The 14,586-nt window shown below is 51.1% G+C and carries 14 protein-coding genes; 8 read left to right on the forward strand and 6 right to left on the reverse strand.

All coding sequences use genetic code 11. The features are described 5' to 3' along the window. Window positions 1-9: 9 nt before the first annotated feature. The 3 genes from ribD to glyA are packed head-to-tail and all read right to left on the reverse strand — an operon-like array spanning window position 10 to window position 2,854. The gene (gene ribD / locus AC6I1F_RS10420) at window positions 10-1,101 is read right to left on the reverse strand and encodes a bifunctional diaminohydroxyphosphoribosylaminopyrimidine deaminase/5-amino-6-(5-phosphoribosylamino)uracil reductase RibD (protein WP_237178703.1); all 1,092 of its coding nucleotides are present in this window, start codon (window positions 1,099-1,101) and stop codon (window positions 10-12) included. Between the two features lie 13 nt (window positions 1,102-1,114). Then, window positions 1,115-1,570, reverse strand: coding sequence for a transcriptional regulator NrdR (gene nrdR, locus AC6I1F_RS10425; RefSeq protein ID WP_160334574.1), 456 nt, complete (start codon window positions 1,568-1,570; stop codon window positions 1,115-1,117). Window positions 1,571-1,585: 15 nt separating this feature from the next. Further along, window positions 1,586-2,854: a serine hydroxymethyltransferase gene (glyA, locus tag AC6I1F_RS10430; protein WP_277612588.1), complete on the reverse strand. Its 1,269-nt coding sequence runs from the start codon at window positions 2,852-2,854 to the stop codon at window positions 1,586-1,588. A 175-nt stretch (window positions 2,855-3,029) separates the two neighbouring features. Here glyA and erpA point away from each other — a divergent pair, with 175 nt between their 5' ends. After that, complete coding sequence (gene erpA, locus AC6I1F_RS10435) at window positions 3,030-3,383, forward strand: iron-sulfur cluster insertion protein ErpA (RefSeq protein ID WP_160334572.1); 354 nt, start codon at window positions 3,030-3,032, stop codon at window positions 3,381-3,383. Window positions 3,384-3,453: 70 nt separating this feature from the next. Here erpA and AC6I1F_RS10440 read toward each other — a convergent pair whose 3' ends face one another. Continuing rightward, window positions 3,454-4,560: an anhydro-N-acetylmuramic acid kinase gene (locus AC6I1F_RS10440; protein ID WP_202074532.1), complete on the reverse strand. Its 1,107-nt coding sequence runs from the start codon at window positions 4,558-4,560 to the stop codon at window positions 3,454-3,456. Between the two features lie 41 nt (window positions 4,561-4,601). Beyond that, window positions 4,602-5,927, reverse strand: coding sequence for a M23 family metallopeptidase (locus AC6I1F_RS10445; RefSeq protein WP_288319247.1), 1,326 nt, complete (start codon window positions 5,925-5,927; stop codon window positions 4,602-4,604). Window positions 5,928-6,132: 205 nt separating this feature from the next. Here AC6I1F_RS10445 and tyrS point away from each other — a divergent pair, with 205 nt between their 5' ends. The 4 genes from tyrS (at window position 6,133) to AC6I1F_RS10465 (ending at window position 10,441) form a co-directional block, all read left to right on the forward strand. Further along, window positions 6,133-7,377: a tyrosine--tRNA ligase gene (gene tyrS / locus AC6I1F_RS10450; RefSeq protein WP_497801778.1), complete on the forward strand. Its 1,245-nt coding sequence runs from the start codon at window positions 6,133-6,135 to the stop codon at window positions 7,375-7,377. A 10-nt stretch (window positions 7,378-7,387) separates the two neighbouring features. Then, window positions 7,388-7,837: a D-aminoacyl-tRNA deacylase gene (gene dtd / locus AC6I1F_RS10455; RefSeq protein ID WP_160334570.1), complete on the forward strand. Its 450-nt coding sequence runs from the start codon at window positions 7,388-7,390 to the stop codon at window positions 7,835-7,837. A 4-nt stretch (window positions 7,838-7,841) separates the two neighbouring features. After that, window positions 7,842-8,486: a YbhB/YbcL family Raf kinase inhibitor-like protein gene (locus tag AC6I1F_RS10460; RefSeq protein WP_160334569.1), complete on the forward strand. Its 645-nt coding sequence runs from the start codon at window positions 7,842-7,844 to the stop codon at window positions 8,484-8,486. Between the two features lie 164 nt (window positions 8,487-8,650). Further along, window positions 8,651-10,441 carry an IS1634 family transposase gene (locus AC6I1F_RS10465; protein WP_497801579.1) on the forward strand — a complete coding sequence of 597 codons (1,791 nt, stop codon included), beginning with the start codon at window positions 8,651-8,653 and terminating at the stop codon, window positions 10,439-10,441. Between the two features lie 44 nt (window positions 10,442-10,485). On the opposite strand, the gene AC6I1F_RS10470 is transcribed toward AC6I1F_RS10465, so the two are convergent. After that, the gene (locus AC6I1F_RS10470) at window positions 10,486-11,847 is read right to left on the reverse strand and encodes an anaerobic C4-dicarboxylate transporter (protein ID WP_160335380.1); all 1,362 of its coding nucleotides are present in this window, start codon (window positions 11,845-11,847) and stop codon (window positions 10,486-10,488) included. A gap of 377 nt (window positions 11,848-12,224) precedes the next feature. On the opposite strand from AC6I1F_RS10470, the gene larB reads away from it, so the two are divergent. From larB to larE, 3 genes are read left to right on the forward strand one after another with little or no spacing between them, the layout of a single operon-like run. Further along, a complete protein-coding gene (larB, locus tag AC6I1F_RS10475; protein ID WP_251569342.1) occupies window positions 12,225-12,887 on the forward strand; it encodes a nickel pincer cofactor biosynthesis protein LarB in 663 nt (220 codons plus the stop codon). Window positions 12,888-12,893: 6 nt separating this feature from the next. Further along, window positions 12,894-13,736: a nickel pincer cofactor biosynthesis protein LarC gene (gene larC / locus AC6I1F_RS10480; RefSeq protein WP_160335378.1), complete on the forward strand. Its 843-nt coding sequence runs from the start codon at window positions 12,894-12,896 to the stop codon at window positions 13,734-13,736. Beyond that, complete coding sequence (gene larE, locus AC6I1F_RS10485; protein ID WP_237178758.1) at window positions 13,726-14,547, forward strand: ATP-dependent sacrificial sulfur transferase LarE; 822 nt, start codon at window positions 13,726-13,728, stop codon at window positions 14,545-14,547. Before larC ends, larE begins: the two co-directional genes overlap by 11 nt. Window positions 14,548-14,586 lie beyond the last annotated feature (39 nt).

Here is a 14,586-nt window from a genome sequence, read left to right on the forward strand (position 1 = left end):
TCCTGTAATCTAACCGGCCGGACGCAGTAAAAGGCGCAGATCCGGTCCTACTTTTTCAACATCGATAAATTCTAGCGCTATACCTTCAGAAAGGTTCTGAAGCATTGGCAAATCAAGCAGTTTTCGTCCTTGTCCGAGCAACAGAGGTGCCGCATAGATCAAATACTCGTCGATCAGCCCCTGCATCGCGAGCGCGCCGTTCAGACGAGCGCCCGCCTCAACATGAACCTCGTTGATTTCGCGCCGTCCGAGTTCAGCGCACAGCGCCTTCAAGTCAACTTTACCGTCAGCGCCGCGCAGCTCAATCACTTCCACGCCCTGCGCTTCAAACATCTGAGCGCGGACAATGTCATAGAAAGCGCATACCAAGAGCACTTTGCCTTCTTTAAATATCTTCAGATCCGGGCTGAGACGAAGCTGCGAATCCACCACCACCTTAAGCGGCTGACGCTCCGCGCCTTCAATTCGGGCGTTCATGAGCGGGTCATCAGCTTCCACTGTGCCGGAACCGGTCAGCACGGCGCCCGAGATCGCTCGCCAGAAATGACCGTCTCTTCGAGCATCTTCGCCGGTAATCCATTTGCTGACGCCGTTTGAAAGCGCGGTATTTCCGTCCAAACTCATCGCGAATTTAGAGCGCACCCAAGGCATACCGGTGCGCTGACGCTTCAGAAAGCCTTTATTAATGTCTTCCGCCTCTCTTGCGCCGACACCGCACTCCACCTCAATTCCAGCCTCTTCCAGCATTTTCAGGCCGCGTCCGGAAACCAGAGGATTCGGATCTTTGAGCGCCGCAACCACTCGGGCGACTTTCGCATTTTTGAGCGCAAGCGCGCAGGGCGGCGTTCTGCCGTAATGCGAACAGGGTTCAAGCGTCACATAAACAGTCGCGCCCTCAACCGATTCGCCTCGACGCTCCGCGTCACGAAGCGCCATCACTTCAGCATGGGCCTCGCCCGTGCGCTGAGTATGTCCCTCGCCGATGACCCGACGGTCTTTGACAATCACACAGCCGACGGCCGGATTCGGGGGGCAGATCATACGAGCCTCGCGCGCAAGTTCCAGAGCGCGGCGCATGTAGGAAATATCAGAAAAACTCATTTTTTTCTCTTGATCAGAGCTTACGGGTTTGCTCAACGAGACTGACAAAGTCCTCCAGAGTCTGGAAATTCAGATAAACGGAACCGTAGCGAATATAAGCAACCATATCCAAACACTTCAGTTCGGCAAGCACCAAATCGCCAACCTCTTTAGAGGAGACTTCTTTCTCGCCGCGAAGTCTCAGCTGCCGCTCAATGCTGTTGACCGCTTCGTCCACAAGTGCGGCCTTGACCGGACGTTTGCGAAGCGCGATTTCCATCGATCTTCTCAATTTTTCCGAGCTGAAAGGCTCACGCACACTGCCGTTGTTCTTGATGATCTGCGGCATCGACAGCGCCGCTTTCTCGTAAGTGGTAAAGCGTCCTCCGCAAGCGGGACACTTTCTGCGGCGGCGAATGACACTGCCCTCTTCGCTGGTGCGCGAATCAATGACCTGCGTATTGGGCTCTTTGCAGTACGGACACAGCATAGGCGGCCTCTTTACTTAAACAGTCTGGCGATAAACCGGGAAGCGGGCGACAAGGGAAGCAACCGCGTCTTTCACATTGGCAAGAACCGCTTCGTCATGCGGATGATCTAAAACGTCGGCAATCAGACTTGCGACTTCTCTTGCTTCTTCCTCTTTAAAGCCGCGAGTCGTCATTGCGGGCGAACCGATACGGATGCCGCTGGTCACAAAAGGCTTCTGCGGATCATTCGGAATAGAGTTTTTGTTTACGGTAATGCCGATCTCATGAAGAATGTTTTCGGCTTCCTTGCCAGTGATGTTCTTCGATCTCAGGTCAACGAGCATGACGTGGCTTTCAGTTCTGCCTGAAACAATGCGAAGACCGCGCTTGCTGAGCTCTTCGGCCATCACGGCGGCGTTGCGGATGACTTGCTTCTGATATTCCTTGTATGCGGGCTGAAGCGCTTCATGGAGCGCGACCGCTTTCGCGGCGATCACATGCATCAGAGGACCGCCTTGAATTCCGGGGAAGACCGCCATGTTGATCGATTTTTCGAGATCGGGACGGCAGAAAATCATGCCGCCGCGTGGACCGCGCAGCGTCTTATGCGTCGTCGTTGTGACGATATCGGCGTAAGGGAATGGACTCGGATAAACGCCTGCGGCCACAAGACCGGCGTAGTGGGCCATGTCGACCATCAGATAGGCGCCGACTTTATGCGCGATTTCTCCGAAACGCTTGAAATCAATGCGCAGAGAATAGGCAGACGCTCCGGCGATAATCAGCTTCGGCTTATTTGCCAATGCGAGCTTCTCAACGGCGTCGTAATCAATTTCTTCTTTTTCATTCAGGCCGTAGCTGACGATATTGAACCATTTGCCGGACATGTTCAGTTTCATGCCGTGCGATAAATGGCCGCCTTCAGCGAGCGACATTCCCATGACGGTGTCGCCCGGATTCAGAAGTCCGAAAAACACCGCCATATTGGCCTGAGCGCCGGAATGCGGCTGAACATTAACCGCCATCTCCACGCCGCAGGGTTTGCAGAAAAGCTCCAGAGCGCGCTCTTTTGCCAAGGCCTCAGCCTGATCCACAAATTCGCAACCGCCGTAATAACGCTTGCCGGGATAACCTTCAGCGTATTTATTGGTTAAGACAGACCCCTGAACTTCCATTACCGCAGGAGAAGCATAATTTTCGCTTGCGATCAGCTCGATCTGATCTTCCTGTCTCTGCCCTTCTTTGCGAATAACTTCCCAAATAGCGGGATCCGTCATTTCGACTTTGTCGGCTTTACTAAACATTCCGAAATCCTCTCTAATAAATACAACACCTGGTGGGTGCCGAATGTGCATAAGCTTAAATGATACGCCGCTGTAAAGAACAACTTTCCAAACTAATTTTTTCAATTAATACGAAAGGATATTGACTGCATCTATATAATCGAGTCACCAAATTAGTTAATTATGAGGAATCAATATGTCTGAAGAACAGGTCAAGCTTCCCGATCCGATCATTTTCACCGATGCGGCCAGCATGAAAGTTAAAGAACTGATCGACGAGGAAGGCAACCCCAACCTGAAACTTCGCGTTTTTGTTCAGGGCGGCGGATGCTCCGGCTTCCAGTATGGCTTCACCTTTGATGAAGAAGTCAATGAAGACGACGCGACCATGGAACGCAACGGCGTCATGCTCCTCATCGATTCGATGAGCTATCAGTATTTAGTCGGCGCTGAAATCGACTACAAAGAAGACCTTGAAGGCGCTCAGTTCGTCATCAAAAACCCGAATGCGACGACAACCTGCAGCTGCGGCTCCAGCTTCTCCGTATAACGGTAAAATTCGCGCTTCTTGACGTAATAAGAATTCTGCCCGATTCTTTCGAATCGGGCCTTATTATTTTTTACGCCGGATAAAGCGCGCCTAAAATCCTTCCGCCTTCTGCGCCCGTGACGCTCGGAAGATTCCCCGGCTGCCGCTCAACGAATCGTTTTGCGAGCCACGCAAAGGCCGCGCCTTCCACGTCCTGAGCGTCCATGCCCAGAGCCGCCGTCGTTTTTACCGCCCTTGCGGGATTCATTGCCGTAAGCTCCTGCATTAAAAGCGAATTTTTCGCTCCGCCGCCGCATACAAACAACTCCTGAATGTCCGGGGCAAAGCGCTCAATCGCTTCAGTAATCGTGCCCGCCGTCAGGGCTACCAGCGTCCTCTGCACGTCTTCTACAGACTCATCGGAAAGTTTTGATTCAAGCCAGCCTAAGTTAAAAAGCTCACGGCCGGTGCTTTTCGGCGGCGTCAGATCAAAAAACGCTTCTTTCTTCAGCAGCGCCAGAAGCTTCTCACTAACCTTACCGCTTCTAGCCCACATTCCATCGTGATCGTAGGGCGTGCCGTTGATTTTCTCAGTCCAGCCATCCATCAGAACATTGCCCGGACCGCAGTCAAAACCAAAAACATCTGCGTCGGAACCTAAAGCAGGCAGATATGTCAGATTGCTGATGCCGCCGATGTTGAGAATGCCGCGCGGCACACTGCCGCTGAACACGCATTTATGAAACAGCGGCACTAGCGGCGCGCCTTCACCGCCCGCGGCTAAATCCCGACTGCGAAAATCCGTCACCACATCCGTCTTCGTAAGCTCCGCAAGCAGCGCCCCGTTGATCAGCTGCGTGCTCGCGCCCATCTGCGGGCTGTGACGAATCGTCTGACCGTGCGCGCCGATAGCGCAAATGTTTGAGGTTTCCAGACCGGTTCCTTCCAGCAGCTTGTTAAAAACTTTAGCGTAGATTTTGGCGACTTCGTTGCCGCACTCCTGACAGCGCAGGACCTCGTCCGGACCGCTCGAACAGAGACTGATCAGAGAGGAGCGCAGATGTGTAGAATAGGACTCCGAACTTCGGCCGATAAATTGATATCGACCGTTAGTAAACACGGCTGCGACCGCGTCGACGCCGTCCATGCTGGTGCCGGACATCATTCCGACATAAATAGGAATTTGCGGTTCTGACATAGAAAATGGTCTTGTTTACAAGACCTCAATTCTAATGGATGTTAATGCGCGGCTGTACGAGGCTGATTCTGAGCGAGCTGAATTCGACTGAGCATCGCGATCTGACGGCGCATCGGAGCAATCGCCACTTTAAAATCTTCAGCGGCCTCATCTCGAAGGTTTTCACCGGTACGCAAATCAGCAATCAGCGGGTTGACCTGCTGGCCGTCCTTCTTAAGTTCATAGTGCAGATGAGGTCCTGTTGCCATGCCGGTCGCACCGACATAACCGATGAGCTGACCTTTTTTCACTTTTGTTCCGGGTTCAATCCCCGGAGCGTACTTGCTCATGTGTGCGTAAAGGGAGGTATAGCCCGAGGAGTGCGAAATCTCCAGCCAATAGCCGTAGCCGCGTCGCTGATAACGCTTCGTCGTCACCGTGCCGTCACTGGCTGCATAGATAGGCGTTCCTTTGGGCGCGCCTAAATCCACACCCCAGTGCGGTCGCAAACGTCCGGTCACGGGATGTCGACGAACTCGGTTAAAAGTCGAGGTGACACGCGCCTCGCAGGGCATGCGAAGGAAAGTCACATCGTTGTTTTTTCCTTCGGAATCGTAATAACCTTCGATTCCTTCGCCTTCATACCAATACGACTCAATCGTCTTATTCTTGGCGTAGTACTCAATCGCGAGCAGTTTCCCGGTTCCGATGTCAGCTCCGTCAAGCTGACGGCGCTCATAAATCACGCTGAATGTGTCGCCCTTAGAGACGTCCTTGGAGAGGTTCAGCTCCGTCGACAAACGATCTTTGATCTGCTTGAGAACTCCGGCAGGAATATTCGCTTCGACAGCCGCTTTATCCAAGTTGGAGGTAATAACGCCCGAAGCAGCGATCGGAAGCGCATCAAACCCGCTGGTTTTCTCGGCATGCATGAATTTCCCGTCTTTATTTTTGCTGACCTCAAAGAAAGAAATATCTTTGGACTGTGAGTCAATCGGACGGAACACTCTCAGAGAAATCACTTCTCCGCCAGTCGTCAGACGAGCCTGGATAAGACGTCCTCGGGAGAGACGCGCAAACGGATTTTCTTTGCCTTTGATTGTCGTCACGTAACGAGTAAAGGCTTTGTCCTGGATACCAAGGCGCTCGAAAATCTTCTTGGAGGTGTCTTTCGGTTCAATGTGGGTCTCAGCGTAGACATCGTCCATTTCGCTTGCCCACTGCTGAATCAGAACGCTAAGATCAATTTCGCCGGCCTTTTCCATAATGACCGGCGTCTTTTCTTCCGCTGCGTGCAGAGAATTAAAGGAGGCGAAAGGCAGAACGAGAGCAGCCGCAAATGTCACTGACTTAAAAATCTTGGTTAATTTGCCTGCTGCAGTATTCACTTTTCTGTCTCTCTTCGTTCTCACTCTCAATTCGCTTGACGAAAACAAATCCCCCAACGCAGAAAGGATAAACGCTGAAAGAGAATATAGAATATGGGGATGGCTTTGATTACGCCCCTACCGTCAAGTGCGTCAATTATATTGGATTTAAACATTGACGTCTGCAAGGGGTTTTACTACTACGATTTTAGGATTGTTTCTAAAAATGACTGAAAGTGTCGAACAAAAAAAATTCCCGGTGAGCCAGAAGATTAAGGACGCAATGGCCCTAATCAAACGCGGCACCGACACACTTCTGATTGAGCAGGAGCTTGAGCAGAAGCTCGCTCGCGCCGAAGCGACGGGCAAGCCTCTTCGTGTCAAACTCGGTCTCGATCCTACCGCTCCCGACATCCATCTCGGACACACTGTCGTTCTGAACAAACTGCGTCAGTTTCAGGATCTCGGACATACCGTTATCTTCCTCGTAGGAGACTTTACAAGTGCCATCGGCGACCCCTCCGGCCGCAATACAACACGCCCTCCGTTAACGAGAGAACAAATTGAAACAAATGCGAAGACTTATCTTGATCAGGCCTACCATGTCCTGGATCCGGATAAAACCGAAATTCGCTACAACTCCGAATGGTGCAACAAACTCGGTTCCGAAGGCATGATTCGCTTAGCGTCCCGCTATACGCTCGCTCGTCTGCTTGAGCGCGACGACTTTGCCAAGCGTTTTGCCGAACAGGCACCGATCGCCATGCATGAGCTGCTTTACCCGCTGATGCAGGGCTACGACTCCGTCGCCCTTGAGGCCGATGTGGAACTTGGCGGTTCCGATCAGAGATTCAACCTGCTCGTAGGCCGCGAACTGCAGCGCCAGTACGGCCAGGAAGCGCAGTGCATCATCACAATGCCGCTGCTGGTCGGCCTGGACGGCGTCAACAAGATGAGCAAGTCCAAACATAACTACATCGGCATTACCGAAAATCCGAACGATATGTTCGGCAAAGTCATGTCCCTGTCCGATGATCTGATGTGGAACTGGTTTGATTTGCTTTCCATGCGCAGCAACGAGGAAATCGCTCAGCTGAAGAAGGAATGCGAAAACGGACGCAATCCGCGCGACGCGAAGGTTCTGCTCGCTAAGGAAATCGTGACTCGATTCCATGACGCGGCCGCAGCAGACGCCGCGGAACAGGAATTCGTCAACCGCTTCCGCAAAGGCGCGATGCCGAGCGATGTTCCCGAAATCAGCGTCGACAACTCCGGCGAGCCGATGCTTCTTGCCAAACTGATTAAAGAAGCCGGCCTGTGCGCTTCAACAAGCGACGCCAACCGCAATATTGATCAGGGCGGCGTGCGCTTCGACGGCGAAAAGGTCACCGATAAAAAGACTGAAGTCGCTCCCGGCGATTACGTCCTTCAGGTCGGCAAGAGAAAGTGGGCCAAGATTCATTTGAAGTAAGAGAGACAAAATGATCGCGTTGATTCAGCGGGTTTCCAAAGCATCCCTGACCGCCGACGGTGTTTTTCGCGGCCGTATCGATCAGGGCTTGGTCGCACTGGCCTGCGCCGAAAGAGATGACAGCGAAAAGGACGCGGACGCGCTTGCCGAACGCGTGCTGAACTATCGGGTGTTCAGCGACGAGAACGGCAAAATGAATCTGAGCCTTCGCGACATCAAAGGCCAAATCATGGCGGTCTCTCAGTTCACACTCGCCGCCGACACCAACAGCGGCAATCGACCGAGCTTCACGCCCGCAGCGGAGCCGAAGCTCGGCGAGAAACTGTACGAACGTTTTGTTAAAAAACTGGAAGCTGAAGGTTTTTCGCCTGTCACCGGCGTGTTCGGCGCGCATATGGCGGTTGAACTGGTCAACGACGGTCCGGTCACATTTTGGCTAAGATACCCGAAAAAGAGGTAAGTCTATGGAAAGTATCTTCAGAGTATGGAGCGATTCTTTTGACGAAGGCGCAATGATTCCGGAAGGCTACGCCTACGCGAAATTAGATCCGATGGGGCGCGAACATACTGTTCCCGCTGGGAACCGCAATCCTCAGATTGCATGGTCAAATCCGCCCGCGGGCACACAGTCGTTGGTAGTCATCTGCCAGGATCACGACGTGCCGCAGGATTTCTCTATGGCTAACCGTGAGGACGCAGTCATTGCGGAAGATGCGCCGAGAAGAGACTTCTTCCACTGGATTCTGGTGGATATCGTGCCGGAAGAACCCTGTATTGACGTGGGCACCCTCTCAAAAGGCGTGACCCCGAAAGGCAAGAAAGGGCCCGCATGCGCTAACGGCATGCGTCAGGGACTGAACGACTACACCAACTTCGAGAAACCGGAGGAAACCGGCAAGCACTACGGCTATGACGGTCCCTGCCCTCCGTGGAATGATGAGAGAATGCACCGCTACGTCTTTACTGTCTATGCGGTCGACTTCCCGCTGCTGCCGCTGAGCGGAAGCTTCACCGGTCCGGAAGTGCTCGAAGCGATGCAGGGACATATTCTCGCATCCGCCTCCGTCTCGGGTCTTTACACCTTGAATCCGAAACTCGTGCGTAAATAGGCCGCTAAAAATTTAAGCCTCTGATTCTTCCATCCTGAATTCCCAAAATTCTAGGAGCTATTTTTACAAATAGTCTCATCTTCAATTTAACCAATTGATTTTATGCTCCTTTTGAGCAATGTAGGGATGGACTTTTTTAACTTCATAGGCGATAATTATAACCTATGAAAGCAAGCAATCACCCTACAAATATGGATAGCAAAACTCAGGAACAGAGCTTCCTAGAAACAGGTTTCATACATCCTGTGTTTGTAAAGAACAATCATGGGATTCGTTATGCGATTTTCTACAAGAACCGCTGGAGCAACAATAAATGTGAAAAGGTTTTCCAAAAGACTGTTGGAAGACTTTTAGAAGATGATTCAATTGAGTTGGGAAGGAAGTTTCTCGCTGAATATCCAGCCTTAAAAGACTGCAAGGCAAAACTTGTTGGAAGGAAGGTTCGGTTGTCTGGCGGCGCCGCATGTCCTTTGCCGCCTTTGGTTCCAAATGCAGAGCAAAGGAAGGCTTTTCTTGATGAACTTGATCAAAATACACGTTTGTCGGCCGGTGCCTCATATGTTTTATGGGAAATTGCTAAGCAAAACCATCTGCAAGCTGATTTGGAAGCGGTTTTCGGTAAAGACAGGGCTGCTTATCTTCTTTCTTTAGCTATATTTTTTGCAGCAGACCCAGGTGCAGTTGCTTCTGAGTTTGAGATTTACAGCGCCCAAACATGGCTTCCCTGTACGCCGACCGACTCTCAGCATGTTTCTGATCTCTTTGAGCAAGTCTCCAACCCGGAGATAATGTCTTTTCTGAGGAAACGGCTGCTGTACTCGCAGCTTGAGACTAAAGGAGATGTCTATTGGAGCTTTGATACGACATCAATATCGTCTTATTCCGAAACGATCCGCAAAGTCGCTTACGGCTATAGCAAAGAAAACTCGGAATTGCCTCAATTAAATTTAGGGTTGATTGTCTCGGAATATTCTGGAGAACCTCTCTACTACAAAGTGTTGGAGGGTTCTCTGAGTGACCCATTAGCCTTAAGACAAATGCTTGCGGACGCCGCCGATTTAAGAAGCTCTCAGGTGAACTTAGTGATGGATAGAGCCTTCAGTTCTCCTACCTTGCTCGACCGGCTCTACGAGCAGAATTTAGGATTTATTTGTGGCTCTAAAACTAATCTGAATTACTGCAAATCTGTTCTGAGCAGCTTCGAACCCCAGCTCCGATTCGGAAGCGTTGATACATTCTTAGAGGAATTTGGCGTCCAGGCTAAAACTTCGTCAACAACGTGGTCTTACAGAGACCCTGCAACCGGATATTTAGAAACGCGACCTCTTTACATTCATGTCTATTTGGATTCGGAGCGAGCTGCCAGTGAAAATGAGTCTCTTCTCAGACAAATTAAGAAAGTTCAAGACAAACTTGCAGAGAAAATCGCTCTCAAGGACTCAGATAAGGATTTAATCAAACGTTTCTTCATAAAGAGCTCTCAGGGATGGAGTTACAGTCCGAAGAAATGGGAAAACAAGGTACACAGCTTCGGGCTGTTCGTTCTTGTCTCGAACACTGTTGGCTCAGCAAATGAAGCTCTCAGAATATATCGACAGAGAGATATCATCGAAAAAAACTTCAACAATCTCAAAGAACGTTGCTCAGGCCGTCGGATGCGCTGCCAGGAAAGAGCTCTTGAAGGAAAAGTCTTCGTTTTATTTTTAAGCCTGATTCTTCTAATGAATCTGAAGATGAGATTTACCTTAGCAAAGAGAACCGAAGCGAAGCAGGACGCATCGTCAAAGTACTTGCCAAACGATACACCGGACTTCCTAAGAATGATGGGCGCTGTTGACGTAACCAGCAGGAAATCTGACGAAGAAAACTCTTTTTACTGGGACCTAATCCCTAAGAAACTAAGAGCGACGTTGGAAGCTCTGAAGATACCCGTGCCTCCAAGATTTATCACCTAGAAGGCACGGAATTCAGGATATTAGTTAGATGCTAAGCGATCTAATTAGATCCAGCCTCTAGCCAGGGCCATGAAGTAGCCGGCGATAGTCGCAGTGATAACGCCGATCAAGCCCGGGAGGATGAACGAGTGGTTAATAACGAATTTACCGATGTGGGTTGTACCGGAGCGGTCGAATTCGATAGAAGCCAGGTCAGACGGGTATGTCGGGATGATGTAGTAGCCGTAGCAAGCGGAGATGCAGCCGACGACAACACCGGCCGGTGTACCGATGCTCAGAGCAACCGGAACAACGATCGCGACAGAAGCAGCCTGGGAGTTAACCAGCTTGGAAACGAGGAGCAGAACGATGGCGAATGCCCACGGATAAAGCCTGACGTATTCAACGAGAACTTCTTTCAGTTCGTTGAGGTGAGCCTTAAAGATTGTGTCGGACATCCAAGCAACACCGAACACGCAGACCACAGCAACCATACCGGAGCGGAACACTGCTGTACCGCCGACGGACTTCGGAGGAGTCTTTGTGAAGAAGCAGATCAGGGCACCGCAGGCGAGCATGAACATCTGAATAACCAGAGTCATGGACAGCGGTTTCTTGCCAACCATCGGACGAAGATCACTGAAGGCACCAAGCAGGGCAACGACAGCAACCACGCCAAGGAAGATCCACATAGCGGTCCACTGTCTGGCGGGAAGCTTCTTGCCAAGGAGAGTGAGAGAGTCGCCGTAAACATACTTCTTAGCTTCCGGATCAGCGATAAGAGCCTGGAAGACAGGATCTTTGTCGAGGTCTTTACCGCGGAAGTTGGAGTATGTGGCCATAACGAGAAGACCGATCAGGCCGGCAGGAATTGTCAGGCTGAGCAGTTCAACGAGGCCGACATCTGTACCGTTGGCCATCGGGTGGCCGGCGATAAGAGCAACCATGGAAACGCAGGCAACAGACACCGGAGAGCAGATAACGCCCATCTGAGCAGCGATAGAGGAAGCTGCCATCGGACGTTCCGGACGAACACCGGTCTTGATCGCTACGTCATAAATAATCGGCAGCATCGTGTAAACAGTGTGGCCTGTACCGCAAAGAATTGTCAGCGTGAATGTGCAAAGCGGTGCAAGGAATGTCACCATCTTCGGACGTTTACGTAGGACTTTTTCAGCAATCTGAAGCATGCAGTCAAGACCGCCGGAAGCCTGGAGAGTGGCGCCTGCGGCTACAACCGCGATAATCGTCAGAATAACGTCGACCGGAGGTTTGCCCGGGGGCAGACCAAGCCAGGGCTTCGGTCCGAACATAATAACGATAAGACCAATACCACTGAACAGGCCGAGGAACATACCGCCTCTCGGGGCGGATACGAATAAGAAGGCAATCAGTAAAAAGAACTGAAACCAAAAGTAAATACTCATTTGAATATCCCCGTTTGTTGTAAAACTCTGATTTGATTGTCGTAAGACATATGAATAATGTTCTTTTTTACGTATTGAAACAAGGGGAAATACAAAATTTTATTCATTATTGGTGAAAACACCTATTTTTAAATAAATCAGTGCTTCAAATAACATATTGTTATTCAACGATTATTTGATAGAAATTTCGGGTTTTTGCTGAAATACAACAATTATTTAAAATGTTAGGGTTTTCGCTAATTTAAATCTTAAAAAAATGTAACACCGGCTAGACCTATCTGAAATAAAATTCAGATTTTTCGGCCATCATTGATTTTTTTTCATGTAAATTCATCGCTAAAAATCTCTCCGCCGAGTTTGCGCAGTTCTTACAAATTATGTCTCTCACTGTTAAATTCGATCACGAAAGACGGAACCGAACTTCGGTTCCGGAGGCCGTATTTTGCGAAGGCAAGCCTTCGGATACAGTCCTTTCTCTGCTAGCACAATTCGCTGCTAAAGACGCTGATCCTGTTTTATTCACGCGTTTGGATCAAACACTTTTCTCCGGTCTCAGCGCCGAGGCCGCGGCAAAATATCAGTACTGCCCCGTTTCCCGCTGCGCCTTCAATCGTCCGGTAGAACATAAAGTCGCAGGCTCCGTCGCTTTGGTTTCAGCAGGAACCTCGGACGCTCGTGTTCTCTACGAGGCCGCCGCCACGCTGAAATTCATGAACACAGAATTTGAAATGTTCGAGGATTGCGGCGTTGCCGGACTGTGGCGCCTGCAAAAAGCGCTTGACGGAATCAACCGCCACAATGTCATCATCGCGGCCGCCGGCATGGAAGCCGCTCTCATCAGTGTGCTTGCGGGACTATCCAGCCGCCCTATCATCGGCGTTCCGGTCTCAAACGGCTATGGCGTCTGTGAAGGCGGTAAAACCGCTTTGAACTGCATTCTCGCTTCCTGCGCGCCGGGCGTCTCAGCGGTAAATATTGACAACGGGTTCGGCGCGGCCTGCTTCGCCTATAAGATTCTCTCTTCTTTTTCCAATCAGTAAAAGCCAATGAACAACCATCAGGAACATCATCACGACCACGGCCATGAGCACGGTCATGACCATTGCGGCTGCGGTCATCATCACGAGCATTCGCACTGCCGACACACAAGAGCCGGAGCTAAGGTCCTTACTATTCGTTTGCATTCCGGGATCGCCGGCGACATGTTTCTCTGCGGTCTCATGTGCATGCTGAAAATGAACAATGAACAGGCCGAAGAAATCCTCAACGGAATCCTTCCAGCACTGAAAGGCAGCATCAAGCTCACGGATAAGTTTGTCAACGGGATTCGAGGCGCTCACTGCAGCGTCGAGCTGCCGCACGAGCATGAGCACCGAAATCTTGCCGATGTGTTCGCCATTATCAGAAACGCGGACATATCAGACAACGCTAAACGTTATGCGGAAAAAGCCTTTACTTTAATTGCGGAGGCGGAAGGCCGAGTTCACGGTCTGCCCTTCACACAAGTGCATTTCCATGAAGTTGGCGCGCTCGACAGTATTCTTGACATCTGTTTTACCTGCGAGCTCTACACACGTCTGAACCCTGATCGTCTGATCGTAAGCCCTCTCCCGATCGCTGACGGCAGCATTGTCTGCGCGCACGGCGTTATCCCGTCTCCGGCACCTGCCGTTAAAGCGCTTTTAGAAGACGTCCCCGTTCGTCCCTTCCTCGCAGAAGGAGAAACCGTGACGCCAACCGGTCTGGCGCTTCTCAAGGCGTTTGACGCAGAATTCGGCCCTTGGCCCGCAATGACGGTTAAGACTATCGAAACAGTTTACGGCACATATGTTTATGAAGGCGTCCCCAACGGAGCCACTTTTGCCTTTGGAGAAGAGCTTGGAGCCTGATGAAGCAAGAATTGAGCGGCTTAAAAACGCTCTTTTAACGGCCGCGCCTGGTCGGCGTGTTTCCATCGCGTTTTCCGGCGGCCTCGACAGCCGCTTTCTGAGTTTCTTTGCTCTGCGCCTGGACTTTGAGATCGAACTTCTGCACGTGCACGGTCCGCACGTCAGCGAACAGGAAACGCTTGAAGCTCGGGCATGGGCCGATTCACACGGATTCAAACTTAAAATTGTCGAATTAAATCCGCTTCAAGCTCCTGAAGTCAGCCGCAACTGTCGGGAAAGATGCTACTTCTGCAAACGCATGCTGTTTACAGAACTCCTTCGAATCGCGTCATTTCCGCTGTGCGACGGAACCAACCATTCCGACCTCGGCAATTATCGCCCCGGGCTTCTTGCGCTGCGCGAACTCAAGATCAATTCGCCGCTGGCAATGGCGCAGATTTCCAAACCGGAAATCCGAGAGCTCGGCAGAGCGCTCGGCTTTGACAACCCTGATCAGGTGGCCCGCCCCTGCATACTGACCCGACTGCCCTATGACACAGCCGTGTCGGCCGAAGACCTGAAAAATATCGCGGAAACTGAGAGAGAAATTTTTGAAGCGTTCGCTGAGTCTTCGAATCCGCAGATCGCATTTCGTCTCCGCAAGGTTGGAGGCAAAGCGTACGAGCTGCACGTACAGGCGCAGGAGTATGAACGTTTATCTTCTGAAGAGCGCTCACTATTAGAGCGGCTCGTTAAAGAGCGGCAGAATAACTTCGGTCCGGTTCCGATCGTCCCCATGGACAAACTTTCCGGATTTTTTGACCGCAAATGATAAAGGGCGCCGCGGGCGCCCTTGTTTATTCAGCTTTCA

Source organism: Parasutterella sp. St.1A3 (genome assembly GCF_059728705.1).

Excerpts from the sequence above, each read along its gene's own strand:
- ribD (WP_237178703.1), bottom strand. The coding sequence starts at position 1,101 with ATGAGTTTTTCTGATATTTCCTACATGCGCCGCGCTCTGGAACTTGCG.
- nrdR (WP_160334574.1), bottom strand. The coding sequence starts at position 1,570 with ATGCTGTGTCCGTACTGCAAAGAGCCCAATACGCAGGTCATTGATTCG.
- glyA (WP_277612588.1), bottom strand. The coding sequence starts at position 2,854 with ATGTTTAGTAAAGCCGACAAAGTCGAAATGACGGATCCCGCTATTTGG.
- erpA (WP_160334572.1), top strand. The coding sequence starts at position 3,030 with ATGTCTGAAGAACAGGTCAAGCTTCCCGATCCGATCATTTTCACCGAT.
- AC6I1F_RS10440 (WP_202074532.1), bottom strand. The coding sequence starts at position 4,560 with ATGTCAGAACCGCAAATTCCTATTTATGTCGGAATGATGTCCGGCACC.
- tyrS (WP_497801778.1), top strand. The coding sequence starts at position 6,133 with ATGACTGAAAGTGTCGAACAAAAAAAATTCCCGGTGAGCCAGAAGATT.
- dtd (WP_160334570.1), top strand. The coding sequence starts at position 7,388 with ATGATCGCGTTGATTCAGCGGGTTTCCAAAGCATCCCTGACCGCCGAC.
- AC6I1F_RS10460 (WP_160334569.1), top strand. The coding sequence starts at position 7,842 with ATGGAAAGTATCTTCAGAGTATGGAGCGATTCTTTTGACGAAGGCGCA.
- AC6I1F_RS10465 (WP_497801579.1), top strand. The coding sequence starts at position 8,651 with ATGAAAGCAAGCAATCACCCTACAAATATGGATAGCAAAACTCAGGAA.
- AC6I1F_RS10470 (WP_160335380.1), bottom strand. The coding sequence starts at position 11,847 with ATGAGTATTTACTTTTGGTTTCAGTTCTTTTTACTGATTGCCTTCTTA.
- larB (WP_251569342.1), top strand. The coding sequence starts at position 12,225 with ATGTCTCTCACTGTTAAATTCGATCACGAAAGACGGAACCGAACTTCG.
- larC (WP_160335378.1), top strand. The coding sequence starts at position 12,894 with ATGAACAACCATCAGGAACATCATCACGACCACGGCCATGAGCACGGT.